At 69.6% G+C, this 22670-nt stretch carries 19 protein-coding genes and 5 pseudogenes; 11 read left to right on the top strand and 13 right to left on the bottom strand.

Annotated features, from left to right (window positions below):
* Positions 1 to 73 precede the first annotated feature (73 nt).
* Both ACFYZY_RS29460 and ACFYZY_RS29455 read left to right on the top strand, forming a co-directional pair.
* Positions 74 to 211, top strand: a complete 138-nt coding sequence (locus ACFYZY_RS29460; protein WP_388700208.1) for a hypothetical protein — start codon at positions 74 to 76, stop codon at positions 209 to 211.
* 296 nt (positions 212 to 507) lie between these two features.
* Positions 508 to 852: pseudogene (locus tag ACFYZY_RS29455) on the top strand (transposase); the annotation flags it as partial.
* Positions 853 to 958: 106 nt separating this feature from the next.
* Here the strand turns inward: ACFYZY_RS29455 and ACFYZY_RS29450 are convergent.
* Complete coding sequence (locus tag ACFYZY_RS29450) at positions 959 to 1813, bottom strand: SDR family NAD(P)-dependent oxidoreductase (RefSeq protein WP_388700205.1); 855 nt, start codon at positions 1811 to 1813, stop codon at positions 959 to 961.
* 71 nt (positions 1814 to 1884) lie between these two features.
* Between ACFYZY_RS29450 and ACFYZY_RS29445 the strand changes: the two genes are divergently transcribed.
* Entirely contained in the window at positions 1885 to 2319 is a 435-nt protein-coding gene (locus ACFYZY_RS29445; protein ID WP_388700203.1) for a MarR family winged helix-turn-helix transcriptional regulator, read from the top strand.
* A 224-nt stretch (positions 2320 to 2543) separates the two neighbouring features.
* On the opposite strand, the gene ACFYZY_RS29440 is transcribed toward ACFYZY_RS29445, so the two are convergent.
* Both ACFYZY_RS29440 and ACFYZY_RS29435 read right to left on the bottom strand, forming a co-directional pair.
* The gene (locus tag ACFYZY_RS29440; RefSeq protein ID WP_388700200.1) at positions 2544 to 3737 is read right to left on the bottom strand and encodes an FAD-dependent monooxygenase; all 1194 of its coding nucleotides are present in this window, start codon (positions 3735 to 3737) and stop codon (positions 2544 to 2546) included.
* Between the two features lie 77 nt (positions 3738 to 3814).
* Positions 3815 to 5440, bottom strand: a complete 1626-nt coding sequence (locus tag ACFYZY_RS29435) for a DHA2 family efflux MFS transporter permease subunit (RefSeq protein WP_388700198.1) — start codon at positions 5438 to 5440, stop codon at positions 3815 to 3817.
* A gap of 142 nt (positions 5441 to 5582) precedes the next feature.
* On the opposite strand from ACFYZY_RS29435, the gene ACFYZY_RS29430 reads away from it, so the two are divergent.
* On the top strand, positions 5583 to 6047 hold the full coding sequence (locus tag ACFYZY_RS29430; RefSeq protein ID WP_388700195.1) for a MarR family winged helix-turn-helix transcriptional regulator: 465 nt from the start codon (positions 5583 to 5585) through the stop codon (positions 6045 to 6047).
* A 198-nt stretch (positions 6048 to 6245) separates the two neighbouring features.
* On the opposite strand, the gene ACFYZY_RS29425 is transcribed toward ACFYZY_RS29430, so the two are convergent.
* The 3 genes and pseudogenes from ACFYZY_RS29425 to ACFYZY_RS29415 form a co-directional block, all read right to left on the bottom strand.
* Entirely contained in the window at positions 6246 to 6641 is a 396-nt protein-coding gene (locus ACFYZY_RS29425; RefSeq protein WP_388700213.1) for an ATP-binding cassette domain-containing protein, read from the bottom strand.
* Positions 6642 to 7056: 415 nt separating this feature from the next.
* On the bottom strand, positions 7057 to 7902 hold the full coding sequence (locus ACFYZY_RS29420; RefSeq protein WP_388700192.1) for an alpha/beta fold hydrolase: 846 nt from the start codon (positions 7900 to 7902) through the stop codon (positions 7057 to 7059).
* Between the two features lie 42 nt (positions 7903 to 7944).
* A pseudogene (locus ACFYZY_RS29415) lies at positions 7945 to 9436 on the bottom strand (long-chain fatty acid--CoA ligase).
* Between the two features lie 173 nt (positions 9437 to 9609).
* Between ACFYZY_RS29415 and ACFYZY_RS29410 the strand changes: the two are divergent.
* Complete coding sequence (locus tag ACFYZY_RS29410) at positions 9610 to 10782, top strand: PucR family transcriptional regulator (RefSeq protein ID WP_388700190.1); 1173 nt, start codon at positions 9610 to 9612, stop codon at positions 10780 to 10782.
* Between the two features lie 31 nt (positions 10783 to 10813).
* On the opposite strand, the gene ACFYZY_RS29405 is transcribed toward ACFYZY_RS29410, so the two are convergent.
* Positions 10814 to 11191, bottom strand: coding sequence for a MerR family transcriptional regulator (locus ACFYZY_RS29405; protein ID WP_388700189.1), 378 nt, complete (start codon positions 11189 to 11191; stop codon positions 10814 to 10816).
* Positions 11192 to 11266: 75 nt separating this feature from the next.
* On the opposite strand from ACFYZY_RS29405, the gene ACFYZY_RS29400 reads away from it, so the two are divergent.
* Entirely contained in the window at positions 11267 to 11995 is a 729-nt protein-coding gene (locus ACFYZY_RS29400; RefSeq protein ID WP_388700186.1) for an SDR family oxidoreductase, read from the top strand.
* Positions 11996 to 12072: 77 nt separating this feature from the next.
* Here ACFYZY_RS29400 and ACFYZY_RS29395 read toward each other — a convergent pair whose 3' ends face one another.
* From ACFYZY_RS29395 to ACFYZY_RS29385, 3 genes are all read right to left on the bottom strand, one after another.
* On the bottom strand, positions 12073 to 13314 hold the full coding sequence (locus ACFYZY_RS29395) for an IS701 family transposase (protein WP_388700211.1): 1242 nt from the start codon (positions 13312 to 13314) through the stop codon (positions 12073 to 12075).
* Positions 13315 to 13659: 345 nt separating this feature from the next.
* On the bottom strand, positions 13660 to 14028 hold the full coding sequence (locus tag ACFYZY_RS29390) for a GDSL-type esterase/lipase family protein (protein ID WP_388700184.1): 369 nt from the start codon (positions 14026 to 14028) through the stop codon (positions 13660 to 13662).
* Between the two features lie 100 nt (positions 14029 to 14128).
* Complete coding sequence (locus ACFYZY_RS29385) at positions 14129 to 15052, bottom strand: LysR family transcriptional regulator (protein WP_388700181.1); 924 nt, start codon at positions 15050 to 15052, stop codon at positions 14129 to 14131.
* 201 nt (positions 15053 to 15253) lie between these two features.
* Here ACFYZY_RS29385 and ACFYZY_RS29380 point away from each other — a divergent pair, with 201 nt between their 5' ends.
* The 4 genes and pseudogenes from ACFYZY_RS29380 to ACFYZY_RS29365 all read left to right on the top strand — a co-directional run bounded on the left by ACFYZY_RS29380 (position 15254) and on the right by ACFYZY_RS29365 (position 19043).
* On the top strand, positions 15254 to 16150 hold the full coding sequence (locus ACFYZY_RS29380) for a 3-hydroxyacyl-CoA dehydrogenase NAD-binding domain-containing protein (RefSeq protein WP_388700179.1): 897 nt from the start codon (positions 15254 to 15256) through the stop codon (positions 16148 to 16150).
* A complete protein-coding gene (locus tag ACFYZY_RS29375) occupies positions 16147 to 16752 on the top strand; it encodes a hypothetical protein (protein ID WP_388700176.1) in 606 nt (201 codons plus the stop codon). The genes ACFYZY_RS29380 and ACFYZY_RS29375 overlap by 4 nt, the downstream gene beginning before the upstream one ends.
* 51 nt (positions 16753 to 16803) lie before the next feature.
* Positions 16804 to 17679 carry a 3-hydroxyacyl-CoA dehydrogenase family protein gene (locus ACFYZY_RS29370; RefSeq protein ID WP_388700173.1) on the top strand — a complete coding sequence of 292 codons (876 nt, stop codon included), beginning with the start codon at positions 16804 to 16806 and terminating at the stop codon, positions 17677 to 17679.
* Between the two features lie 112 nt (positions 17680 to 17791).
* A pseudogene (locus ACFYZY_RS29365) lies at positions 17792 to 19043 on the top strand (IS256 family transposase).
* Positions 19044 to 19370: 327 nt separating this feature from the next.
* Here ACFYZY_RS29365 and ACFYZY_RS29360 read toward each other — a convergent pair.
* Complete coding sequence (locus ACFYZY_RS29360; protein ID WP_388700170.1) at positions 19371 to 19862, bottom strand: NUDIX domain-containing protein; 492 nt, start codon at positions 19860 to 19862, stop codon at positions 19371 to 19373.
* Between the two features lie 18 nt (positions 19863 to 19880).
* Here ACFYZY_RS29360 and ACFYZY_RS29355 point away from each other — a divergent pair.
* Positions 19881 to 20165 (top strand): annotated as a pseudogene (locus tag ACFYZY_RS29355) (IS630 family transposase); the annotation flags it as partial.
* Between the two features lie 20 nt (positions 20166 to 20185).
* Here the strand turns inward: ACFYZY_RS29355 and ACFYZY_RS29350 are convergent.
* Positions 20186 to 22372: an alpha/beta fold hydrolase gene (locus ACFYZY_RS29350; RefSeq protein ID WP_388700167.1), complete on the bottom strand. Its 2187-nt coding sequence runs from the start codon at positions 22370 to 22372 to the stop codon at positions 20186 to 20188.
* A 186-nt stretch (positions 22373 to 22558) separates the two neighbouring features.
* Positions 22559 to 22670: pseudogene (locus ACFYZY_RS29345) on the bottom strand (IS5/IS1182 family transposase); the annotation flags it as partial.

The raw sequence follows: 22670 nt of genomic DNA, 5'->3' as shown, positions 1-22670 counted from the left end.
ACACCTCCCTCAACGGCACGGGAGCCCTGTGCGTTGCGGTCCCCATCCTGACTCGGCCTGCGTCACTCGATCAGTGGCCACGCTGAAAGAGCTCACTGATGGCAGCGGATCGTTCACCGAAGACATCAAGGTGAATCTGTCTTCCGTCAGCGGGGCGCAGGTCAACGTCGTCGATACAAACACGGGCATGAGGGCGGAGGCCGCCATCTGACCCCTGAATAGTGGACCCGTCCCGCAGGGGCGCACCGGCCGGAAAGGCCCGGGGTCACGAGAGCCAGGCGGCTCCCGCACGGCGCCGTTGCCGGACGATCCGATCGAGGAGCCGGACCGGAGCACCTGGGCTGGCTCCTCGGCCACGACATCGCTCCGTCCGCAACTCCAAGCGCCTCACCGGCGCCACCCTCGCCTTCCCCGCCCTCACCCTCACGGCTTTCGTCGCGAGCGGGAAGGACGGCGCGCTCGGGAACGCCTGCCCCGTACTTGTACCGTGTCCTATGTGGTGAGGGGATCGTTGAGCCGGTCACGGGGCGGGGTACGTGGAGTCGGATTGTTCCGGACGGGTCGTGGGAGATCGCGAAGCCGTTGATCCCGCCCTCTCGGGTGCGGCCGCAGGCCGGTGGGGCGCGGGGCACGCCTGATGGGACGTTGTTCGCCGCGATCATCTACGTACTGGTCAGCGGTTGCGCCTGGCGGGCCCTGCCACAGTGCTTCGGAGTGTCGAAGTCGACCGCGCACGGCCGGTTCCTGATCTGGTCCAGGGTCGGGGTGTGGGGCCGGCCGCACGAGGAGATCCTGCACCGGCTCGACGACGCCGGCCTGCTCGACCTGTCCCGAGCGGTCCTCGGCTCCGCCGACTCGGTTTGTTGTCACGGGGTACTGCGGCAGGTTGTCGTGACGGCCGGGGCTGGGTGGCGGTCCGCGTCCCCTTGAGGCCCGGGTCCGCACGGCGCGGAAGCACTCACGCAAGGAAGGGGGCGGTCAGGTTCGTGGTGAGTGCTGCCAGCCGGGCACGAGCGTGCGCATCGTATGCCTGTGGATGTGCGAGCTGGTCGTCGTACCGGTCGAAGTACCGCCCTGTGGTGTTGTCCAGTTCTGGGTCAGCGATGAGACGTAGCGTCGGCCGAGCACCTTCGTCGAGGGTCGCGGCGGGGGCGAAGCCGCTCTGCCGGACCATGGAGGTGTCCATCAGGTGGGCCGGGTGCAGTGCATTGACGGTGAACTCGTGGGGCACCGAATCGGCCGCCAGGTCGAAGGTGGCCATGAGCAGGGCCAGTTTGCTGCGGCAGTACGCCTGCACTCCGTCGTAGTCGCGCTCCAGCATCACGTCGTCGAAACGGATGGGTGCCTGACCGGCCGAGGCCACGTTGACCACCCGCGAGGGCGCCGAGGCGACCAGGAGCGGGAGGAGCCGGCGGGTGAGGACGTACGGAGCCAGGTGGTTGACGGCGAACCGCAGTTCGTGGCCCTGGCGGCTTGTCTGTCGAACGGTCGGGTCGATGCCGCCCCCCACTGCGGCGTTGTTGACCAGCGCGTCGAGCCGCGGCTCCACGGAGAGGACGGTGTCGGCCAGCGTGCTCACCTGTTCAAGGTCGGCCAGGTCGGCCCGGTAGGTACGCACCGAGGCTTCCGGGGCCTGCGTCCGTATCGCGCCGGCGGCCGCTGCGAGCCGCTGCTGGTCGCGTCCGTGGAGCAACAGGGTCGCGCCGCGGGCTGCCAGGAGGAAGGCGAGGCGGAACCCCATCCCCTGGGTGGCCCCGGTCAGCAGGACCGTCTTTCCGCGCAGGCCGCCCGGAGCGGCTCTGTGTTGATACATGCGCCCTCTATATCAAGGTGTTTATTGATGTTCCAGCCTTGATACATCTCAAGCGTCGGTAGGGTCGGCACATGGAGATGCCGCCCCGGGCCCGGCTCGGCCTGGACATCAAACGGGCCGAGCAGTCGCTGATGGCCGCCAAGAGCAGCGCCGTGCGCAAGGCCGACCTGACCGTCGCCCAGTACGCCGCCCTGTTGGCCCTCGCCCAGCACCCCGGAATCTCCGCTGCCGCGCTGTCCCGTGACTGCCTGGTCACCCCGCAGGCCATGACCGGGGTGCTCAAGGCCCTGCAGACGCGCGGCCTTGTCGAACGGACGGCGCACCCCTGGCACCAGAGGGTCCTGGAGACCCGGCTCACCGAGGCCGGCCGACATGTTCTCGATGCCGCCGATGCCGAGGCGGTGCGCATCGAACGCCGCCTTGCTGACGAGTTCACCACCGAGGAACAAGACCTTCTCCGCGCACTGCTCGCCCGCTGTGTCCGGGCGATCGAGCGAGACCACTGAGCTCGCGATGCGGCCCCTCCGCACGGCCTTGCTCCGGATCATGTCGCGAGGCGGAGGCTTCGGAGCCGGATGGCCGCGCCACGTCAATGGAGTCCGGCCGGGTACCTCTCGGATGTCTTGCCGTACCGGACCGCGGGCGTCACCCAGCCTTGCGGCAGTCCCGCATGTGGGCTCCCCGGAAGGAGCCCACGTGCTTCGTCACTCACGGCGTCGGCCGGAAGGGCCTACACGGGGGAGTCGTATGCCGGCAAGGCGAAGGTGTCGGCCGGCGGGACCAGGAAGCGGGACAGCAGGGTGCTGACCGGCTTCCTGGTCGCCGTGCGCAGGACGGTGTTGAGAGTGGCGATGCCTGTCCTGGTACGGGGCATGGCGGCGCGTGGTGTTCCCGGCGGCAGCTTCTGGGCACGCGCGGTATAGGGGCGCAGGATGTTCTCGTAGGCGGTGAAGGCGGCGCGGTGGTCGGTGTGTCGTGCGAGTTCGCCGGCGAGGACGTAGGCGCCGGTGAGGGCGAGGCTGGTGCCCATGCCGCTCAGGGGTGAGGCGCAGTACGCGGCGTCGCCGGTGGCGGCGGTCCGCTCCCGGGACCAGCGGGGCATGTGGACCTGGCCGACGGATTCGAAAAAGAAATCGGCCGAGTTGTCCATCTCGGACAGGATCCGCGGCACTTCCCAGGCGAGGCCGCCGAAGACGTCGTGCAGAAGCCTTTTCTGCCGGGCGGGCTCCAGTCGTTCGTAGCCTCGCGCAGGTGTCAGGAAGGAAAGGGCGGCCCGGGTGGTGCCGAGGTTGTCCGGGCGCAGGGTGATCGACCGGTGGCCGGGAGCGTTGTGCCAGCGTGCCCAGCGGCCGTCGGAGGGCCGGTGGGGGATGGTGAAGTACGCCGTGCACAGCCCGAAGCCCTTGGTGCGGGTGCCGGTGAAGACGAGGTCGCGGGTCCGGGAGCGGATGCCGTCGGCGGCGACGACGAGGTCGAAGGAGCGCTCTCCTCCGTTCTTGAGGGTGACGTGGACCTCGTTTCCGTCGTCGCCCAGTGCGGTGATTTCGTCGCCGAAGAGGTATTCGGTGTCGTGGCGGGTGTGCTCGTACAGCAGGGCGGAGAGCTGCGGGCGCAGTATCTCGAGGTCTGCGATCGGCCCTTGGCCGCCGAAGGCATCTGCGGGGAGGGCGGCTTTCGTGCGGTCCTGGTCGTCGACGAACCGGATGCCCGCCTCCCGGGTGGCGGCGTCTCGTGCCGCCGCTTCCAGGCCCATGCGGCGGATGACGTCGAGACCGGCGCCGCGGAGGTCCACGGTCTGGCCGCCGGGGCGCAGGGCGGGGGCGCGCTCGACGACGGTGGGTGTCATGCCGTAGCGGGTGAGCCAGTGGGCGAGGGTGGGGCCGGCGATGCCGGCGCCTGCGATCAGGACCGTCCTGTGCGACATGGTGCTCCGTCCGGTGGTGGGTCCAGTGGGGCCGGCGCCCGGGGGCGGCGCGGCTGTGCCGCCCCCGCGCGGGTGGGTCAGTGGATCGCGGGCTCCTCGGCCGCTGACGAGTCGGCCGCGGGGTCCGCCCCGGCCGGAGCGGACGGGATGAGGAAGGAGGCGATGAGTCCGAGGAGGACGAAACCCGCCGCGATGTACCCGCCGAGGACGACACCGTCGGTCATGGCGGCGCGGGCCGCGTCCGCGACAGCGGTTGTCTGTGGGTTCGCGGCCAGGGGGCCGATCGCCGCCCCGGCGCTGTCGGTGACGGCACCGCTGAACTGCTCTGCCTGTCCGGCGGGCAGCCCCATGCCGGTGAGCCGGTCGTGGAGCTTGGTGCTGAGGGAGCTGAAGAACACCGTGGTCAGGGCGGCGATGCCGAGTGCGGAGCCGAGCTGGCGGAAGGCGCTCTGGACGCCCGATGCCTGGCCGGAGCTCTGCTCGGGAACGTCGTTGAGGACGACGTTGGTGACCTGGGCGGTCGCGAAGCCGACTCCGATGCCGTACAGGAAGAGCACCAGGGAGACCGACCACCAGGAGCTGTCCGGGGTGGCGATCAGCGCGATCCCGGCGAGCCCGACCACCTCCAGGGCCAGGCCGACGCGCAGCTGGCCCAGCGGGGCGACCTTGGCGGCCAGGCCGAAGCTGGCACCGCTGGCGACGAAACTGCCGATGGCCACCGGCACGAGGGCCAGCCCGGCCTGCAGGGCGCTGTAGCCGAGGGTGAACTGCAGCCACAGCGGCAGGACCGCGACGATGCCGAACTCGCCGATGCCGATGATCATCGTGGCGATGTTGCCGCTCCGGAAGGAGGGGATGGAGAACAGGCTGACGTCCATGAGGACCCGGGAGCCGTCGCCGCCGCGGCTGAGGGTGATCTGACGCCGTACGAAAGCGAAGAGGGTGACGGCGGACAGGGCCAGGGCCACCAGGACGGGCGAGGGGCCGCCGTCCCAGGTGAGGCCCAGGACCTTGAGGGAGCGCACGGTGGTGATCCAGCCGTAGGTGCGTCCTTCCACCAGTCCGAAGGCGAGCAGGGCGAGGCCGGTGACGGACAGGAGCGCGCCGGGCGTGTCGATGCGACCACGGGTGCGGGGGGACGGGGCGATGTAGAGCAGCACGCCGACCCCGACCAGGACGGACAGCGGCACGTTGATGCCGAAGGCCCAACGCCAAGAGATGTGCTCGGCGAGCCAGCCGCCCAGCAGCGGACCGAGCGCGGCGGCCGCGCCGATGGTGGAGCCCCATACGGCAAACGCCTGGCCGCGCGCCTTTCCGGTGAAGGTCGCCTTCAGCAGTGACAGCGAGGTCGGCAGCAGCATCGCCGCACCCGCGCCTTGGAGGAAGCGGGCCAGGATGAGCAGCCCGCTGTCGGGCGCCAGACCGGCCAGCACGCTGGTCGCGCCGAAGACGACAACACCCCAGACGAAGATCCGGCGGGCGCCGAAGATGTCGGCCAAGCGGCCGGTAAGGAGCAAGAGGGCCGCGAAGACGATGGCGTAGGACTCCTGGATCCACTGCGCCTGCGCGGAGGTGGCGTCCAGATCCTCGATCACCGAGGGGACGATCACGTTCACGATCGTGGTGTCCACCACGATCAGTGCCACACCCAGCGCGATCGCGATCAGGCCGAGCCACCGCCGGGTGGCGGACGGGTCACGCATAACAAGACCTTCCATCATGGAATAATTCCACGATGGACATTAAGGTGGTGGAGGTAAGTTGTCAAAGGGCGTCACGGGTACGGTTCACCCGGACCATGGGAGAAAGGCGGCGTTGGTGGCGGAGGAATCGGCACGCGGTGAGGTGTCCGCGCAGCGTGAACGGCTGATCGAAGGGCTGCGGTCCTACGGCGGCCGCTTCAGCGAGCTGGGCAGTCTGTTCGCCGACTGGCTGGGCCTGCACTCCACCGACGCGGTGGCCCTGCTGGAGATCGCCGCGGCGGACGAACGGGGCACTCCGCTCTCGCCCGCCCGGCTCAGCGAGCGCATCCTTCTGTCCCCCAGTGCGACGACCGCGCTGCTGAACCGCCTTGAAGCCGCGGGCCACATCATCCGCAGCCGGGAGCACACCGACCGCCGGCTCGTGACCCTGCGCAGCAGCGCTCACGTACAGGAACGCGCCGATGAGTTCTTCCGCCCCCTGGGCGTCCAGATGGACGAGGTGATGGCCGATTATCCGCCCGAGGTGCTGGCCGGGTTCGAAGCCCTGCTGGCGAACCTGTGCACCACGATGGACGCCCACATCGCCGAGCGGACCCGGAAGGCCTGACGTCCGGCTCTTCTCCAACCCGGTGGCGGGGCAGGCCGGCCGGGGCTGATCGGCGGGTACGGCCGGTACGGTTTCCGCACGGGCACCGTGCCGTGTGGAGCCTGAACCGTGCACCTTGCTGGACGTGCCGTGTGGAACGGCACACGTGACCCCCTCGCCCTCCTCGGGGACGGCTCAACGCATGCGGACACCGCTTGATCACAGCGGTGTGGCGGCGCCGCCCGGGTAGGCGTTGGAGATCTCGTCGGTCACGAGGAGATCGGCGACAGGGCCGGAAGCGGTGACGTCACCATGGGCGAGGACCCATGCGGTCGTGCACAGGGTCCGTACGAGGCGCACGTTCTGTTCGACGAGCGCGATCGCCGTTCCCCGGTCGGCGATGTCCTTCAGGAATGCGCCGACTTCGTCGACGGCCACTGCGGAGAGCCCGCTGGACGGCTCGTCCAGGAGCACGAGCCTCGGGTCGGACACCCGTGCCCGTGCGATGGTGACGCTCTGCTGCTGCCCGCCGCTGAGGCGGCCGGCGGGCTCGGCCCTACGGCGGCGGAGCCAGCCGAACCCGTCGTACGTCCGCTCCGGACGAGCCTGCCGGATCCCGCGTGGCGCCGTGGGAGCCGAGGATGCCGGTGGCGGCTCCCGGGGCGGCGGCCAGGCTGACGTCCCGCACGACGGTGGTGGCCGCCGAACGAGACCGTGAGGTGATCCACGGTGAGCATGATCAGGAACCTCCCGGAGGGCTCGGCGGTGGGCGTCGGTGGCGGCGCGCTCGACAGGCGACCGGGCCGCGGGATGCGGAGCGCCGGTGCCCGGCTCGCGCGCCGGTCGGGGCGCGGGGTGCGGGGGAGTGGGGAGTGGGGAGAGGAGGAGCGGCGAAGTACCGACGCGGCGGTACGAGAAGACCGACGACCTGCGCCGGGGCGAGGGCGCGAAGGGAAACGCGGTGGGGAAGGCGCGGCGCCGGCGGTCCCCTGGACGAGCCCGCCGACGCCGCGGCCGGTGGCGGCTGGGATCAGCCGGTTACGGTGTCGAGCCAGGCGATCAGGTCGGTGACGACCTCGTCGCGGTTGGTCTCGTTGAACAACTCGTGGCGCGCTCCCGGGTAGGCGCGGTAGCTGATCCCGGTCAGGCCCGCCGCGCGGTAGCGCTCGACCGCGAGATCGCTGAGCGCCAGACCCTGGTTGAGGGGGTCTCGGTCGCCGACGAGTACGTAGAGGGGCAGATCGGTGGGGATTCCCTTCGGTTCGGCGAGCCGGGATGCCGCGGCGGCGAGGCCCGCCATCGACGGCTCGTCGAGGGTGAAGCCGCATAGCGGGTCGGCGATGTAGGCGTCGACCTGGTCCTCGTCGCGGCTGAGCCAGTCCGCTTCGGTACGGGCGGGCTGGAAGGGGGCGTTGAATGCTCCCGTCACATCGCCGCCCGCGCCGGCGAGGAAGGCGAACAGCCCGTCCACCGCTGTGGTGCCGCAGAGCGCGACGCCGTCGACCAGGTCGGCGTGGTCGAGGAGGTACTGCTGGGCGGCGAAGGAGCCGAGGCTGTGGCCGAGGAGGACGACGGGGACCTCGGGGTGGTTGTCGCCGGCGATGCGGGTGAGGGCAGCGAGGTCGTCGACCAGGAGGTTCCAGCCGTCGTCGCCGAGCGTTCCGGGGCGGCCGGGCAGCATCGTGAGGCCGTGGCCGCGGTGGTCGTCGGCGTACACCGCGTATCCGGCGGCCACGAGTGCCTGAGCGAGCGGCTCATAACGGGCACCGTGTTCCCCCATGCCGTGGGCGATCTGCACGATGCCGCGCGGCGGGGCGGTGGGCACCCACCGGCGGACGTGGACGGTGAGCCCGTCCCTGCTGGGGAAGGTGAACATGGTTGCTCCTGGAGGGGTTGCTCGGTGTGCCGGTCGTACGGGTCACGACACGGGGCCGGTGATCGCCCGCTTGAGGATCTTGCCGCTGGGGCCCATGGGAAGGGCGTCCGTGAGCCAGACCTGACGCGGGTACTTGTACGGCGAGACGCGGTCCTTCACGAAGGCGCGTAGCTCGTCGGCGGAAGCGCTGCCTCCCGGCCGGAGGACGACTGCGGCGGCGACCTCCTCGCCGAGTCGTTCGTCGGGGACGCCGATGACCGCGGCCTGGGCGACGTCCGGGTGCTCGTGGAGCACCTCTTCGATCTCGCGCGGGTAGACGTTGTAGCCGCCGCGGATGATCAGGTCCTTCTTCCGGTCGACGATGAAGAAGTAGCCGTCCTCGTCCTTCCGGGCGAGGTCACCGGTGCGCAGCCAGCCGTCCGGGACGGCCGTGCGGGTCGCTTCGGGCCGCTGCCAGTACTCCTTCATGACGTTCGGTCCACGCACCGCGATCTCACCGATCGCGCCGGGCTCCACGTCATCACCGCGGTCGTCGACCAGGCGTACCTCGACGTCCCGGATGGGTGTGCCGATGGAGCCGGCCTTCCTCGGACGGTCGGGATGGTTGAAGGTGACCACGGGACTGGTCTCGGACATCCCGTAGCCCTCGAGGATCGTGCAGCCGAAGGCGAGCTCGAACTCGTACAGCAGCTCCACGGGCAGGGACGCGCCACCGGAAACACACAGACGCAGGGAGGACAGGTCCGCGCCCTGGGCGGCGGAATCGTGCAGCAGGGCGCCGTACATGGTCGGGACGCCGGCGAAGACGCTCACCCGCTCGGAAGCGATGACCCCCAGGGCGGCCGCCGCCTCGAACCTCGGCAGAAGCACGAGCGAGGCGCCGCTGTACACGGCGGAGTTCATCGCACAGGTCTGGCCGAACGTGTGGAACAGCGGGAGGCATCCGAGGATCACGTCGTTCGCGGTCAACCGCTGGACGCCGGTGGCGTTCGCGGCGGTGTTGTGCGCCAGTCCGCTGTGGGTCAGGGCAGCCCCCTTTGGCTTGCCCGTGGTCCCCGAGGTGTAGAGGATCACCGCGGTGTCCTCGAAGGAGACGGGAACCACCGAGTCGAGCGGTGCGTGCTCTGCCAGGAGGGCGGCGAACGCGGATCGGCTCCACAGCGATGACGCGACGACCGGCGGCAGCGCGCGCGGCGGTCAGGGCCGCCCCGTCGTGCCAGGCGAACACAAGGGCGGCGCCGGAGTCCTCCAGGTAGTACGCCACCTCGCGATCCTTCATCAACGGGTTCATCGGGACGGCCACGGCTCCCACCCGGAGGATCCCGTAGTAGACGGCGACGAACTCCGGAACGTTCGGCAGCATCAAAGCCACGCGGTCGCCCCGTGAGACACCCAGGGAGCAGAGCAGGCCGGCGATGCGCGCCGACTGCAGGTCGAGGTCTGCGTACGTACGCGTGTCGCCGCCCGACCGAAGCGCGGGCCGCTCGGCCTGGCGAGCAGCCGCATCGCGCAGGAACGTCACAAGGTCAGACATGCCGGCCTCTCGGGAACGAGCCGTTGATGACGAGGACATGGTCACGTTTCCGGAAGCCCCATCCCATGGGGAGGGGAACAAGGTCCACTGGTTCTTTTTGTCCCCAGGAACAACCGCGTCGGAGATAAGATGCGGGAATGGCCCGCTCTCTACCGCCTCGGGGAGTCGTCGAGGTGGCATCCGCACTGCTCACCTGCACGCCCGACCTCGGAAATCGACTGGCTCGCCGCATGCGGGCGGAAATCGAGTCCTACGGTAATGAGAAACAGATCCCCTTCGAATCGATCCGGGAGTCGTGCGCTCGGAATCTCCGGCTGATGCTGGAGCACTTCACCACAACCGATCCGGTCGATGTCGGACCTCCGAAGGAGACAGGGCGTCTGCGTGCCGAGCAGGGTGTTCCCCTGGCCGAGACGCTGCATGCGTACCGCATCGGTTTCGAGTTCCTGTGGTCCGAACTGGTGGAGGAGGCCGCCAAGCACGAAGCGGTCACCGACGCCATGCTGGTCTCCCTGGCCGCTGAGGTGTGGCGGCTGGCCGGCGATTACTCCGTGGCCGTGGCCACGGCCTATCGCGAGGCTTCCTCCGAACTGGTCCTCCAGCGGGAGCACGAACGCTCGGTTCTGGTGGAGGCGCTGTTCACCGGCGTGATCGCCGACCCCACACGCCTGGGCGAGACCGCGCGCACCCTGGGGCTTCCCGCGACCGGGCCGTTCGTCGTCGTGGCCGCCGCCGTATCCGCGCCGGGGCGGGAGGCGCTGCCCGCCGTCGAGTCCACCCTCAGGGCGGCGCGTATCTCCTCCGCCTGGCGGCTTCTGCCCGACGAACAGGTCGGGGTGGTCGCCCTGCCGACGGATCGGACGGAGGAAGCGGCCATCGCGGTGTTCCGGAAGCACCGGACCTGCGTCGGTGTCAGTCCCCCCTACGAGTCCCTGCGCGACACACCCCAGGGGCTGCGCTTCGCCCGCCTGGCGCTGGCCGGACTGAGCGGCCGCAAGCCGGGAGTGTCACGCTTCGACGACAGCCCGCTGACGATGCTCGTGGCCGCCGCACCGGCGGAAGCCGCCCGGATGGTCAGGGTCAAGCTCGGCGCGCTCCTGGAACTCCCCGATCAGGAACGTGCGCGACTGCTGCAGACGCTGCAGGCCTGGTTCGACGCTCACGGGTCGGCACCGGAGACGGGGGAGAGCCTGTACGTCCACCCCAACACCGTGCGCTATCGCCTGCGCCGCATCGAGGACGTCACAGGGCGATCCCTGCAGGACCCGAAGGCGGTGATGGAGATCGGCGCGGCGCTGGCGGCGCTTCCTCTGCTGCCCAACGGCGGCCTAGTACTCCAGCCGTAGATCGCCGGTGCGCCGTCCGAACCGACCGCGCCTACGGGTGCGTGTCCGTGATCGCGATGACCTCGTCGAGGCGGTCCAGGGCAGCCTGCAGGTCGTTGACCTTGGCCTGGATGCGGTCGCGCTCGGCGCGCAGCATGGCTCGTTGCTCGGCGTCGGTGTGCCCGGAGTCCCAGCACGGAAGGAGTTCCGTGATCCTTCGGCTGGTCAGGCCGGCGGCGAACATCTGCTGGAAGAAGCGGACCAGGGTGACGGCGTCCTGCCGGTAGAGGCGCTGGCCGGATGGGCTGCGCTCGGCGATGAGCAGCCCCTGCTGCTCGTAGTAGCGCACGGCGCGTACCGAGACGCCGGCGCCCCGTGCCACCTCGCCGATGCGGATCAGCCGCTCGCCCGCGGCCTCCGTGACGGTCATGGCGATTCCTCTCACTTTGGCCCTGATGATCAGCACTTGCCTCTGACGTTAGCGTCAGGTTTTAGCGTACGGGGCATGGACATCAACAACTCAGTTGCCCTTGTCACCGGAGCCAACCGCGGCCTGGGCCGCGCCTTCGCCCAGCGCCTGCTCGAACGGGGCGCCCGCAAGGTCTACGCGACGGCCCGCCGACCGGAGACCGTGGACCTGCCCGGGGTCGAGGTGCTACCCCTCGACATCGCCGATCCCGCATCCGTGAGGGCCGCCGCCGAGGCCGCCGCAGACGTCTCGCTGCTCGTCAACAACGCGGGGATCCAGACGGGGACCGACCTGGTGACCGGCTCGCTGGACGCGGTGCGGCATGAGCTGGAGACCAACGTGTTCGGCCACCTGGGAATGATCCGGGAGTTCGCGCCGGCGCTCGCCAGGAACGGCGGGGGCGCGATCGTAAACGTCCTCTCCGCCATGTCGTGGTTCGGGGGCAGGGGCGCCAATGCCTACCACCTGACCAAGGCCGCCGCCTGGGCCATGACCAACGGCGTCCGTCTGGAGCTCGCCGAGCAGGGCACGCTCGTGACAGCGGTGCACCTCGGCCTGGCCGACACCGACATGGCCGCGGGCTGGCCCACGGACAAGATCGCGCCGTCGGACCTGGCCAACGCGGCGCTCGACGGTGTCGAGGCGGGCTCCGCCGAGGTCCTCGCCGACCAGTGGAGTCGGGACGTCAAGTCCCGACTGCCGCTGACGCCGGAAGAGTTCAACGCCGCGATGGACCGAGCCCTGGCGGCGCTAACGGCAGGCTGAGGGGCCCTTGGGCCACGCTGGCTTCGGTCGGGCTTCCGAGGTCGGTCACTTGATACTCCATCCGCAGTTGTGGATCTTCATGTTGTGGCCGCGCGTCGGCGGTAGTGGCACTCGCGGGCGCGTGCCTGGTGTCGGCGACGCCATAGCGACCAGCGCAGGCGATGGTCGCGTTGGCCGTTCGGGGATGCGGCGGGCAGGGCGAATAGTCGCTGTATTTCGTTGCAGGTGAAGGCGATGAGTCCGGTGGGGGCCGGGTATTCGCGGTGCTCGTCGGCGCGGGTGACGGCCAGGAAGGCGTGGGCGAGCATCGCGAGGGTCACCCAGCGCAGCCAGGGGATGTGGCGGCGGACCTGGTGCTCGTCCAGACCGGTGAGGCCCTTGGTGGCTTGGAAGGTCTCCTCGATCCTCCAGCGGGTTCCGGCGACGCGGACCAGGGCGGGCAGCGGTACTGGCCGCGGGCTGAAGCAGTGGTAGTAGGCCACCTCGCCGGTGGTGCGGTCGCGGCGGATCAACAGCTGGCAGGTGCCCGCCGAGTGGGTGGGGATCAGGTCCACGGCGGCCCAGTCGTAACGGCGCGGGCCTTTTGCGCCGGCGCCCGCGGACAGTTGCTGCCATCCATGTCGAGGGACCTTGCGCATCAGCGCGTCGACACGGAACTTGCCGGCAGGGGTATGCACTTCGGTGCGGCAGGAGACGGCCATGACGTATCCCGTCCCGTGCGTAGCGATCACCGACAGCAGGGCCGGGCTGCCGCCGTAGACCTCGTCGCCGGTGACCCAACCGGCCGTGTGACCACTGGCCCAGAACCTCTCGAGCATCGCGGCGGCGAGCTGCGTCTTGGTGGCGAAACGCACCTCGTCGGGGTCCAGGTCCGCCCTGCGGCACCGCTCAGGATCGTCGGTCCATGCTCTGGGCAGGTACGACTCACGGTCGACGGCGGCGTGTCCGCGAGGTGTGGCATGGACAAGATAGACCGCGACCTGGGAGTTCTCGATCCGCCCGGCAGTGCCGGTGTACTGGCGCTGCACCCCGACGGTCGCGTTCCCCTTCTTCACGTCGCCAGTCTCGTCGACGACGAGGACGGCCTGATCGGCGCCGAGGTGGTCGACGACGTAATCGCGCAGATCATCGCGGACCGCGTCCGCGTCCCACTTGGCCCGCTCTAACAGATGCTGCATGCCATCCGGTGTGGCCTCACCGGCCCACTCCGCGATCGTCCAGCAGTTCTTGCGGGGCAGATCGGCCAGCAGTCCGCGAACGAACTTCCCCACCCGACGCCGGGGTTCAGAACGGGCGAACCGTCCGGCTATGCGCTCCATCAGCCCCTCGAACTCCTCGTCCCAACGGACAGGGCCTACGCTGTGGCCTGCGGCCACCATCTGATCTTCTGTCTTCACATACGATGATCACCGGTGGCCACACCCGTCGGCACCGCATCACTCTCCAAGATCCACAACTAGGGCTGGAGTACTAGCGGGTGGAAATCCCGCTCGACCCATCCGGGAGTAGGCCGCCGAAAAATTCACGAGCTTGTGCGGAAATCGGATTGCGAAATATCTAGTCAGCCATGAAATTTTCATTTCGACCCGGTCATGGAAAAGGCGGCGAAATGGCGAGTCCGGCACCGAAAGAGCTTGACCGGTGCCGGGCCCGGACGTGTACGTTCACCCGGTGAGGGAGCGCAGTGCGACGTCGGTCACGGCCCGTTCGCCCTTCGCGTTCGGGTGGAGCGGCACGGCGGGCGCGGTGGGCGGCAACCCCCCGATCCACCGGTCGTCGGAGCACGCGTCGTGGCCGGCGGTCGACGTGGTGGTGTCGACGAAGGAGGCGCCGTTGTCGGCCGCGGCCCGGGACATCGTCGCGTTGAGCTCGCCGAGGATCCCGTAGAGGTGGGCTAGGTCCTTCCGGGTGACCGGCATCCGCCCCGGACGCTTCCTCGGGTCCGCCGGGATGGCTTCCGGGTAGCCGACCGGCACCACACGGGCGTTCGGTGCCTTGGAGTGGATGCGGCCGATGCCGTCGCCCAGTTGCACCGCGGCCGTGTCAAAGGAGGAACAACGGACGAAGACTTGAAAGACACCGCGTCGGCATCCCACCACCGGCTCCGCCGATCCCACAGGACTGACGAAAAGATCAGTAGGCGTGCCCGGGGCGCAGGCCCGCGATCACCTGGAGCAGGCGGGTCACGGCCGGGTCTGCGTCGGTGCGGTGCACGGCCCGGACGGTGGTCCGCAGGTCGCCGGTGTCGTCCAGCAGGGGGAGGAGCACCGCCTCGTCGGTGAGCTGTCGGGCCCCTGCGGGCAGCAGGCTGACACACCGTCCGGCGGCGACGTGGCTGAGCAGGCCGCTGAGGTCGTCGGCCAGGACGGTGCCCCGGGGGGTGAAGCCGGCCCGATGGCAGGCCAGGTGGACCTGCTCGGCCAGCACCGGCAGGGCGGTGGGGTCGGGCAGCGCGAAGTCCTCGTCGCGGAGCCGGTCCAGTTCGATCCCGCCGGTGCCGGCGAGGCGGTGCCCGCGGGGGACGGCGGCCTGAATCCGCTCGGTGGCCACGACGGCGCTGACCAGGTCGGCGGAGAGCCGGGCCGGGTCGCGCAGGAAGCCGAGGTCGAGCGAGCCCGTCCGCACCTGGTCGGCCACCGCCGCCGAGGAGCCGTGCCGGAGATGGATGCGCAGCCCCGGGAGCTCCTCGGCCGCGGCGCGCAGCACCGCCGGGAGGTAGAGGTGGCTGAGCAGGCTGACGTAGCCGACCCGGAGGTCGCCCTCGACGCCGTCGGCGACCCGGCGGGCCCGGGCGACCGCGGCGCCCTGCAGGTCGAGCAGTCGCTGCGCGTCGGCGGCGAACACCCGCCCGGCGGCGGTCGGCCGGGCCCCGCCGGGGCCGCGGTCCAGCAGGCGGACGCCGAGCATCCGCTCCAGGCGCTGGATCGACTGACTGAGCGGCGGCTGGCTCATGCCGAGGAGCTCGGCGGCCCGACCGAAGTGCCCTTCCCGGGCCACGGTGAGGAACTGCTCCAGCAGCCGCCGAGACAGTGCAATATCGTCAGGCCTATCGTTCATGCCTCAATCATATATTGGACAGACTTGGCTGGGCGGGTGTGGACTGGATCGTGCACGGCCCCTGGGACACCGTTGCGGTCCGATCCCGTTCGGCCCCGTTGGTTTGTCGCCCCGCCGGGCGGCCCATCTCCTGGAATCCGTTCCGGTGACGGACTGGGGCCGGGCTCTCCTGTCCTTCTGATTCCTCTGGGGTGATCTTCAATGGCGGTCGTGACGATCGTCGGAGCCGGCGTCATCGGCATCTCGTGGGCACGGCTGTTCGGCGAGGCGGGCTGGGAGGTCCGGATCAGCGACCCGCGGCCCGACCTGGCCGAGGTGGTGGCCCGCGACCTGACGGGCTTCGAGATGACGGCGACCGGCGACCTGGCCGCCGCGGCCGTCGGCGCCGACTTCGTCCAGGAAGCCGGGCCCGAGCGCACCGACGTCAAGGAGCAGATATTCGGCACGCTGGCCGCGCACACGACGGACGGCGTGGTGCTCGCCTCGTCCTCGTCCTCGCTGTTGCCCTCCGTGATCGCGAAGGGCAACCCGGCTGCGGACCGGATCGTGATCGGTCACCCGTTCAACCCGCCCGAGCTGATGCCGCTGGTGGAGGTGGTGCCCGGACCGGAGACCTCCGCCGCAACGGTGGACCGGGCCGTGGAGGTGTACCGCGGGCTCGGCAAGTTGCCGATCCGGCTGAAGAGGGAGATCCCTGGCTTCGTCGGCAACCGCCTGCAGAAGGTCTTCAACGACCAGGCCATCCACCTGGTGCAGCAGGGCGTCATCGACGTGTCGGACCTCGACGACCTGGTCCGCGCCTCGCTCGGACTGCGCTGGGCCACCATCGGGCCGTTCGAGAGCGGCGCCCTCGGCGGCGGACCGGCCGGCATGCGGCATCTGGTGGAGCACGTCGGGTCCCAGCTGACCTTCGAGACCGGCAGCCCCGACCCGGCCGCCATGGACGAGGTCCTCGACGCGGTCGAAGCGGCCTACGGCACCGGTGAGCAGGCATACCGGAGCCTCGCCGAACTCCGCGACCGGCGCACCAGGGCCGCCCTCGCCCCGCTGGACTGGCCCGAGCCCCCGACCGGCGCCACCGAAGGAGGCCGGAAGTGACCGCGGCCGGAGCGACACCGAAGCGCCTGCTGGCGCTGCAGGTCGTCCCGGGCCGGGTGCTGGAGGTGGACACCGCCGACGGCCGGGTGCGCACCCTGGTCGAGGACGCCGGGGACTTCCCGGACGGCGTGGTCACGGTGGACGGTGCCGTGTACTGGACCACGATGGGCACGCCCGACGTCGACCCCGGCACCCCGGGCGAGGGCGGCTACGACTTCTCCCGCCGCAACGGCGGCGTCCACGCCTGGAACCCGGGCGGCCCGCGGCGCGACCTCGTCCCGGCCGGGGCGAGGACCACCGGCAAGCAGCCCACCTCCGACGGCGCGGGCGCCCTGTACCGGTGCGACCGCGAAGGCCACCGGATCAGCCGGGTGCGCACCGACGGCAGCGGCCTGACCGACCTCGTGGTGACGCCCGCCGCCGAAGGGATCACCGGCGAGTGCGTCGGCATCGCCATCGACACCGCCGCCGGTCTCGCCTACGTCGCCGACCTCGACGGGCACATCCGCGAGGTCCCGCTCCCGGACGGCCCCGTCGCGGGCCGCGCCCCGCGCGAGGTGGCCGCCCTCGGCACCCCGCTGACCGGACTGTGCCTGCCGTAACCGCGGACCGCCCCCCCCACCCCTCACCCTTCCGGAAAGAAGCGCAGAACCATGGCTTTCGTCCTCCCCACCCGCATCGAGTCCCGCCCCGTCACCGTGATCGGCGCGGGCACCCTCGGCCGCCGGATCGCCCTGATGTTCGCCACCCGCGGTGGAGAGGTCCGGATCTTCGACCCCAACCGCGCCGTCGCCGAGCAGGCCGTCGCCTACGTCGCCGAGCACATCGGCGAGGTCGCCGCCACCGTCGAGGCCGGCCGGCCGGGCACCGCCGTGGCCCACGACGACCAGGCCGACGCCGTGGCGGACGCCTGGCTGGTCGTTGAGGCCGTGCCCGAGCACCTCGACCTGAAGAAGCGGGTCTTCGCCGACCTCGACCGGCAGGCCGCCTCCGACGCGATCTTGGCCAGCAACTCCTCCTCCTACCCGACCAGCCAGTTCATCGACGGCGTCACCCACACCGAACGCGTCGTCAACATGCACTTCTACATGCCGCCGAAGCAGAACGCCGTCGACCTGATGTCCGACGGCCGGACCGACCCGGACGTGCTGTCCTTCCTCAAGGAGGAACTGCCGAAGTACGGGGTCTTCCCGTTCGAGGCCCACAAGGAGAGCACCGGCTTCATCTTCAACCGGATCTGGGCTGCCATCAAGCGCGAGGCCCTGGCCGTGGTCGCCGAGGGCGTCTCCACCCCCCAGGACATAGACCGGATGTGGCAGATCAACATGGGCCTGAAGACCGGCCCGTTCCGGATGATGGACCAGGTCGGCCTCGACGTGGTGCTCGACATCGAGAACCACTACGCCACAGAGAACCCGCACCTGCCCGAGGGCCCGCGCAAGCTGCTCCGCAGCTACGTCGACGCCGGCCACCTCGGGGTGAAGACCGGCCGCGGCTTCTACGACGGCTACCCCACCCCCGCCGCTTGACGAGCTCGTGCATGGTTGGCGGGGGACTGTAAATCGTTCGGTGTAACTCCCGATCATGGAGGATGCGCCGATGACCAGTGAGAACGTGGCCGGGGCCGGGATCAGCGAGGTGATGGAGCCTCAGCCGGCGTGGGTGGTGGACGACCGGCTGATCGACGAGCTGGTGTCCCGGGCCCAGGCCGAGGGAGTGCGGCTGACCGGCGAGGGCGGACTGCTCCAGCAGCTGACGAAGCGGCTGCTGGAGTCCGCCCTGGAGGGCGGGATCACCGACCACCTCGGCTATGACAAGCACGACCCGGCAGGGAAGAACGGCGGCAACTCCCGCAACGGCAACCGCGCCAAGACCGTGCTGACCGATGTCGGTCCGGTGGAGATGTCCGTGCCTCGCGACCGCGATGGCTCGTTCGAGCCGAAGATCGTCAAGAAGAGGCAGAGGCGCCTGACCGGCGTGGACGAGGTGGTCATGTCGCTGTCCGCGAAGGGCCTGACCACAGGTGAGGTGCAGGCCCACCTCGCCGAGGTCTGTGGCGCCGACGTCTCGCGCCAGACGATCTCCACGATCACCGACAAGGTCCTCGAGGGTATGGCCGAGTGGCAGAACCGCCCCCTCGACCCCGTCTGTCCGGTCGTGTTCATCGACGTGATCCACGTGAAGATCCGCGACGGCGCCGTCGCCAACCAGCCGGTCTACGTGGCCCTGGCCGTCACCGTCGAAGGCCGGCGCGAGATTCTGGGGCTGTGGGCCGGGGACGGCGGCGAGGGCGCCAAGCACGGGATGCACATCCTGACCGAGATCAAGAACCGCGGCGCGGGCGACGTCCTCATGCTCGTCTGTGACGGTCTCAAGGGCCTGCCCGACGCGGTCGAGACCGTCTGGCCCCGCACCACCGTCCAGACCTGCGTGGTCCACCTGCTGCGGAACTCCTTCCGCTATGCCGCCCGCCAGGACTGGGACAAGATCGCCAAGCTCCTCAAACCGGTCTACACGGCGCCGACCGAGGAGGCCGCACTCGAACGGTTCGCCGAGTTCGCCGACACGTGGGGCCGGAAGTATCCCGCGATCGTCAGGCTCTGGGAGAACGCCTGGGAAGAGTTCACCCCGTTCCTGCGGTTCGACACCGAGATCCGCCGCATCGTCTGCACGACCAACGCGATCGAGTCCGTGAAACGCCAGGATCCGGCGAGCGGTCGAGGCCCGCGGACACTTCCCCGACGAGACCGCCGCCCTGAAGTGTGTCTACATGGCGATCATGTCCCTGGACCCCACCGGCAAGGGATAAACCCGCTGGACCCCGCGCTGGAAGACCGCCCTGAACGCCTTCGACATCACCTTCGACGGCCGGCTCTCCGCAGCCCGTCAGTAACCTCAACCACCCGCGTTACACCGTTCGATTGACAGACCCCTACCCGCCAGCACTCCACCGTGGAATCCAGTCCGCCATGCAGCGGAAAACCACCGGCCCGTAAAACACGAAGGAATCACCGATTCTGCTTTAAGCGCGTGTAAAACGAAAAACGCATAGCCCAATTCATACGGGGCTATGATGCAGGCGGGAGCGCGGTTATGGGCACGGTGTTGCCCCGTGGAGCCGCCTCCCCGGCGATGGCCGGACAGGGCCGCTAACCCTCACCGCCTGCACCCCCGGCGGACCGGCCATCGCCCACCCTGCCCCGGCACCAGCAGAGCGCGCTCAGCCCGCCTCGCAGCCGTTCTCCAGATAGACGGTCCGACCCTGCGCACGCGCACGCACACACGCCTGCACACGCCGGGCAAGGACCGGCAGGAGCAGCTCGCCCACCGACTCGACGTCCACGAACGCGTATCCGCGCAGCTCCTCGTCCTGGAGCCGGATGGAACCGACCTGCTCCGGAGTAAGCCGGCCGCCGTCGAAGACCGTGACCAGGCCTTCGCTGCGCCCGGGGCGCGCGGCCGTCCAGTCGACACCCAGCAGCACGCCGGGCGCCAGATCGAGCCCGAGTTCCTCGAGCACCTCACGACAGGCCCCGGCCCGGGGAGACTCCTCGGCCTCCACCGCCCCGCCCGGGATCTCCCACTGCGCCTTGTAGACGGGATCAACCAGCAGCACCTGGCCCGCGTCGTTGAAGAACAGCACGCCGGCAGCCACCCGCTTACGGGCAAGAGCCTTGTCGTACTCGGTGAGCGCACCGGCCAGTTCCGTCATGCCGCAAGCTAAGGGGGAAAAGCGCCGTTCATCAAGACCTGGCTCCTGGCGCATCCCCGATTCCACCTGCACTTCACACCGACCGGATTGTCCTGGCTCAACCCGGTCGAGCGGTAGTTCGCCCAGCTGACGGGCAAACAGATACGGCGAGGCGTCCACCAGACCGTTCAGGCCCTGGAGCAGGGCATCCGGACCTGGACCGTCGCCTGGAACACCGACCCCAAGCCCTACCTCTGGACCAAGACCGTGGACGAGATCCTCGAACGCCTCGCCTCATATCTGAAGAGAATTCCTGATTCAGAAGACTGGGCCCTGGGCGCCCGTCAGGGCTTGGGCAGGGTGCACTCCTGGCGCTCGAGGTCGACGGTGTTGCCGGCGCCGATGCACGCGGCGATCGCCGCGGTCTGGGTGGCGTATCCGCGCCCCCGATGGACCGTGGTGCCCGTCTCGTCGATCTCGCAGGGGTTGTTCGGCCCGCACGTCCCGCCGTCACGGTTGCTCGTGCTGTTCACCGCGACGAGCTCCCGGGTCTCGGCGTCGACGACGGCCGAACCCGAGCTTCCGGGCCGGGTGTCACATTCCTTCGCGTACCGGATCGCACGGGTCGACGTGTAGTCGCCTTCCCTGAGCGTCGGCACCACGGCCTCGGCCTGGCACGACCAGACGCTCTCCAGGAAACTCGACGCCACCTTGATCCTCTGCCCGGCGACAGGACCGGTCGGAGCCAGCGGGAACGCCTCGATCCCGTACTTCTGCCGGATGTCCGCGTACGTGGAATCCAGCTGGGCCAGCGTGATGTCGGTTCCGGTCATCGTTGCGTAGCGGACCCGCCCCGTCACCGGGCCGAGCCCGCGGCCCGCCGGGCTCAGCACGGTGCCTTCGATCGGGGCGCCCTCGCCGGTGATCACTTCACCCGGCTTCGGCCGACCCTCGGGGTGACAGTGCCCGTTCGTGAGCAGCAGCGCCTTGTCCTCGTCGCGGGCGGTGCGGGGGCGGACCAGCGAAGCGGAGCAGTTCGGCAGCCGCACGGTCCCCGCCAGATTGCCGGCGGGGCCTGCGGGGCCGGTCTGATCGGCGGGGAAGCCGGGACAGCTGCCCTTCGCCGGCGTGCCGTCCCGGAAGAAGTCCACCACCTTGGAGCCGCAGGCGAGTTCGGTGGACTTCATGGTGGAGTGCGTCGCGTCCGTGACGGTCAGCAGCGATCCGCCGATCTTCTTGTGCATCATCTTCGCCCACACGTACGGCGTGACGGTTTCGAACTCGTGGCCGGACAGCTGCAGGCGGCTCTTGCCGGGCTTCAGGTCCCACGGCTTGCCCGCCGGCCAGCCGGCGCAGTACGCGATGGGCTGGTCGCTGAAGTCCGCGGCGAACGGGTACGTCGCCTGCCGCTTCTTCCTCATCCTGACGAGATCGGCATAGGTGCGGCCATCGGCGCTCGCATTGCACATGAAGGCGTCATGGGCGAACCCGTAATTGCGCCCCATCTCTCCGAAACCGAAGGACTTCCGCTTCTCGTCCTTCTGCTGGGGGACGGCCTTGCCCGTCCCCTCGTTCCGCAGTTCCAGCAGCTTGGCGGCAGAGCGCTCCCACCGGTCCGGTATGGCTTCCAGGTTGGAATCGAGGAAGGTGGCGAACTCGTCCCGTCCCACCTTCGCCTGCAATGCCTTCAGCGCGGATTCGACCTTCTTGGGCGAGTTCCCGAAGTGGTACGTCGAATCCTTGCCGGCCAGCCATGCGAAGAACCGCCGGTACCCGGCGTGGTACTGCGCGACTTCCGCGGTGACCGCCGCGTCCTGGCCCACAGGGGACATGATCGAGTCCAGCCACATCCGGTCGACACGGCTGTCGAACATGGAGCGGTAGACCGCGCCCAGCGCCGTTCCGCCGGAATTTCCGTAGAAGTTGATCGTGCGGTAGCCCAGCACATCCCGGATGCGGTCCATGTCCCGGGACGCGTTCTCCATGCTGATGGAGAGCGCTAGCTCCGGGTCCTTGGCGATGCAGGCGCGCTTCGCCTCCGCCTGACGTTCGAAGGACTCCCGCTCGCTCTCGCCCTCCCGGAATTCGGGTGTGTCGCAGGAGATCTGGGCGCTGTAGCCCGTGCCCCGGGTATCGATGCCGATGAAGTCCCACTCCTTGTTCATCGGCGCCAGTCGGCTGTTGAGCAGGCTGTACGGGAACGGCGTGCCGGCCAGGCCGGGCCCCCCGGGGTTACCGAACAGAGCCCCCGTGCGCTTTCCGGTGGCCTTGACCCTGCTCACGGCGATGTCGATCTTTCTGCCCGCAGGCTTGGCGTAATCCACCGGAACGGGGATGAGCGCGCATTCGCTGCGGCTGTCCTCGCGATCCCAGTCCGCCGCGGCATCCCGGCAGAGCTCCCACTTCACGCGTTCCGGGGTGGATGACGAAACCGCGTCGGCGGGAGCGGCTGTCAGGGAAATCAGCGAGGCGGCAACGCTGATTCCTACGGCGATCGACGGGACGGTCACATACCGCAAGATGATCTGCACCTCTTCGATAGGAGACGGCGGCTCCGGCTGTCCTGGAGTCGATCCAGCACAGGTGGCCGGCAGGAGGCGGTTCCCCCTGCGCCGCTGCTGAGTAAGACTCGCCGCCGAAGGCTTCAGCCGTACGTCGGAAATGTGTCGACCACCGCTCGGTCGCGTCCGAGGCGGGGAGATCCCTAAGACCGTGTCCTATGTGGTGAGGTGGGGGAGTCGCTTGTGGCAGCAGAGGGCTGCGGCGAGGCCGAGGAAGGCCAGGTAGTTACGGGGATGGCGCTCGTAGCGGTGGTTGAGCCGGCGGTAG

Source organism: Streptomyces sp. NPDC001744 (assembly GCF_042892575.1).
Lineage (GTDB): Bacteria > Actinomycetota > Actinomycetes > Streptomycetales > Streptomycetaceae > Streptomyces.
This window is presented reverse-complemented; position numbering and strand designations above follow the sequence as displayed.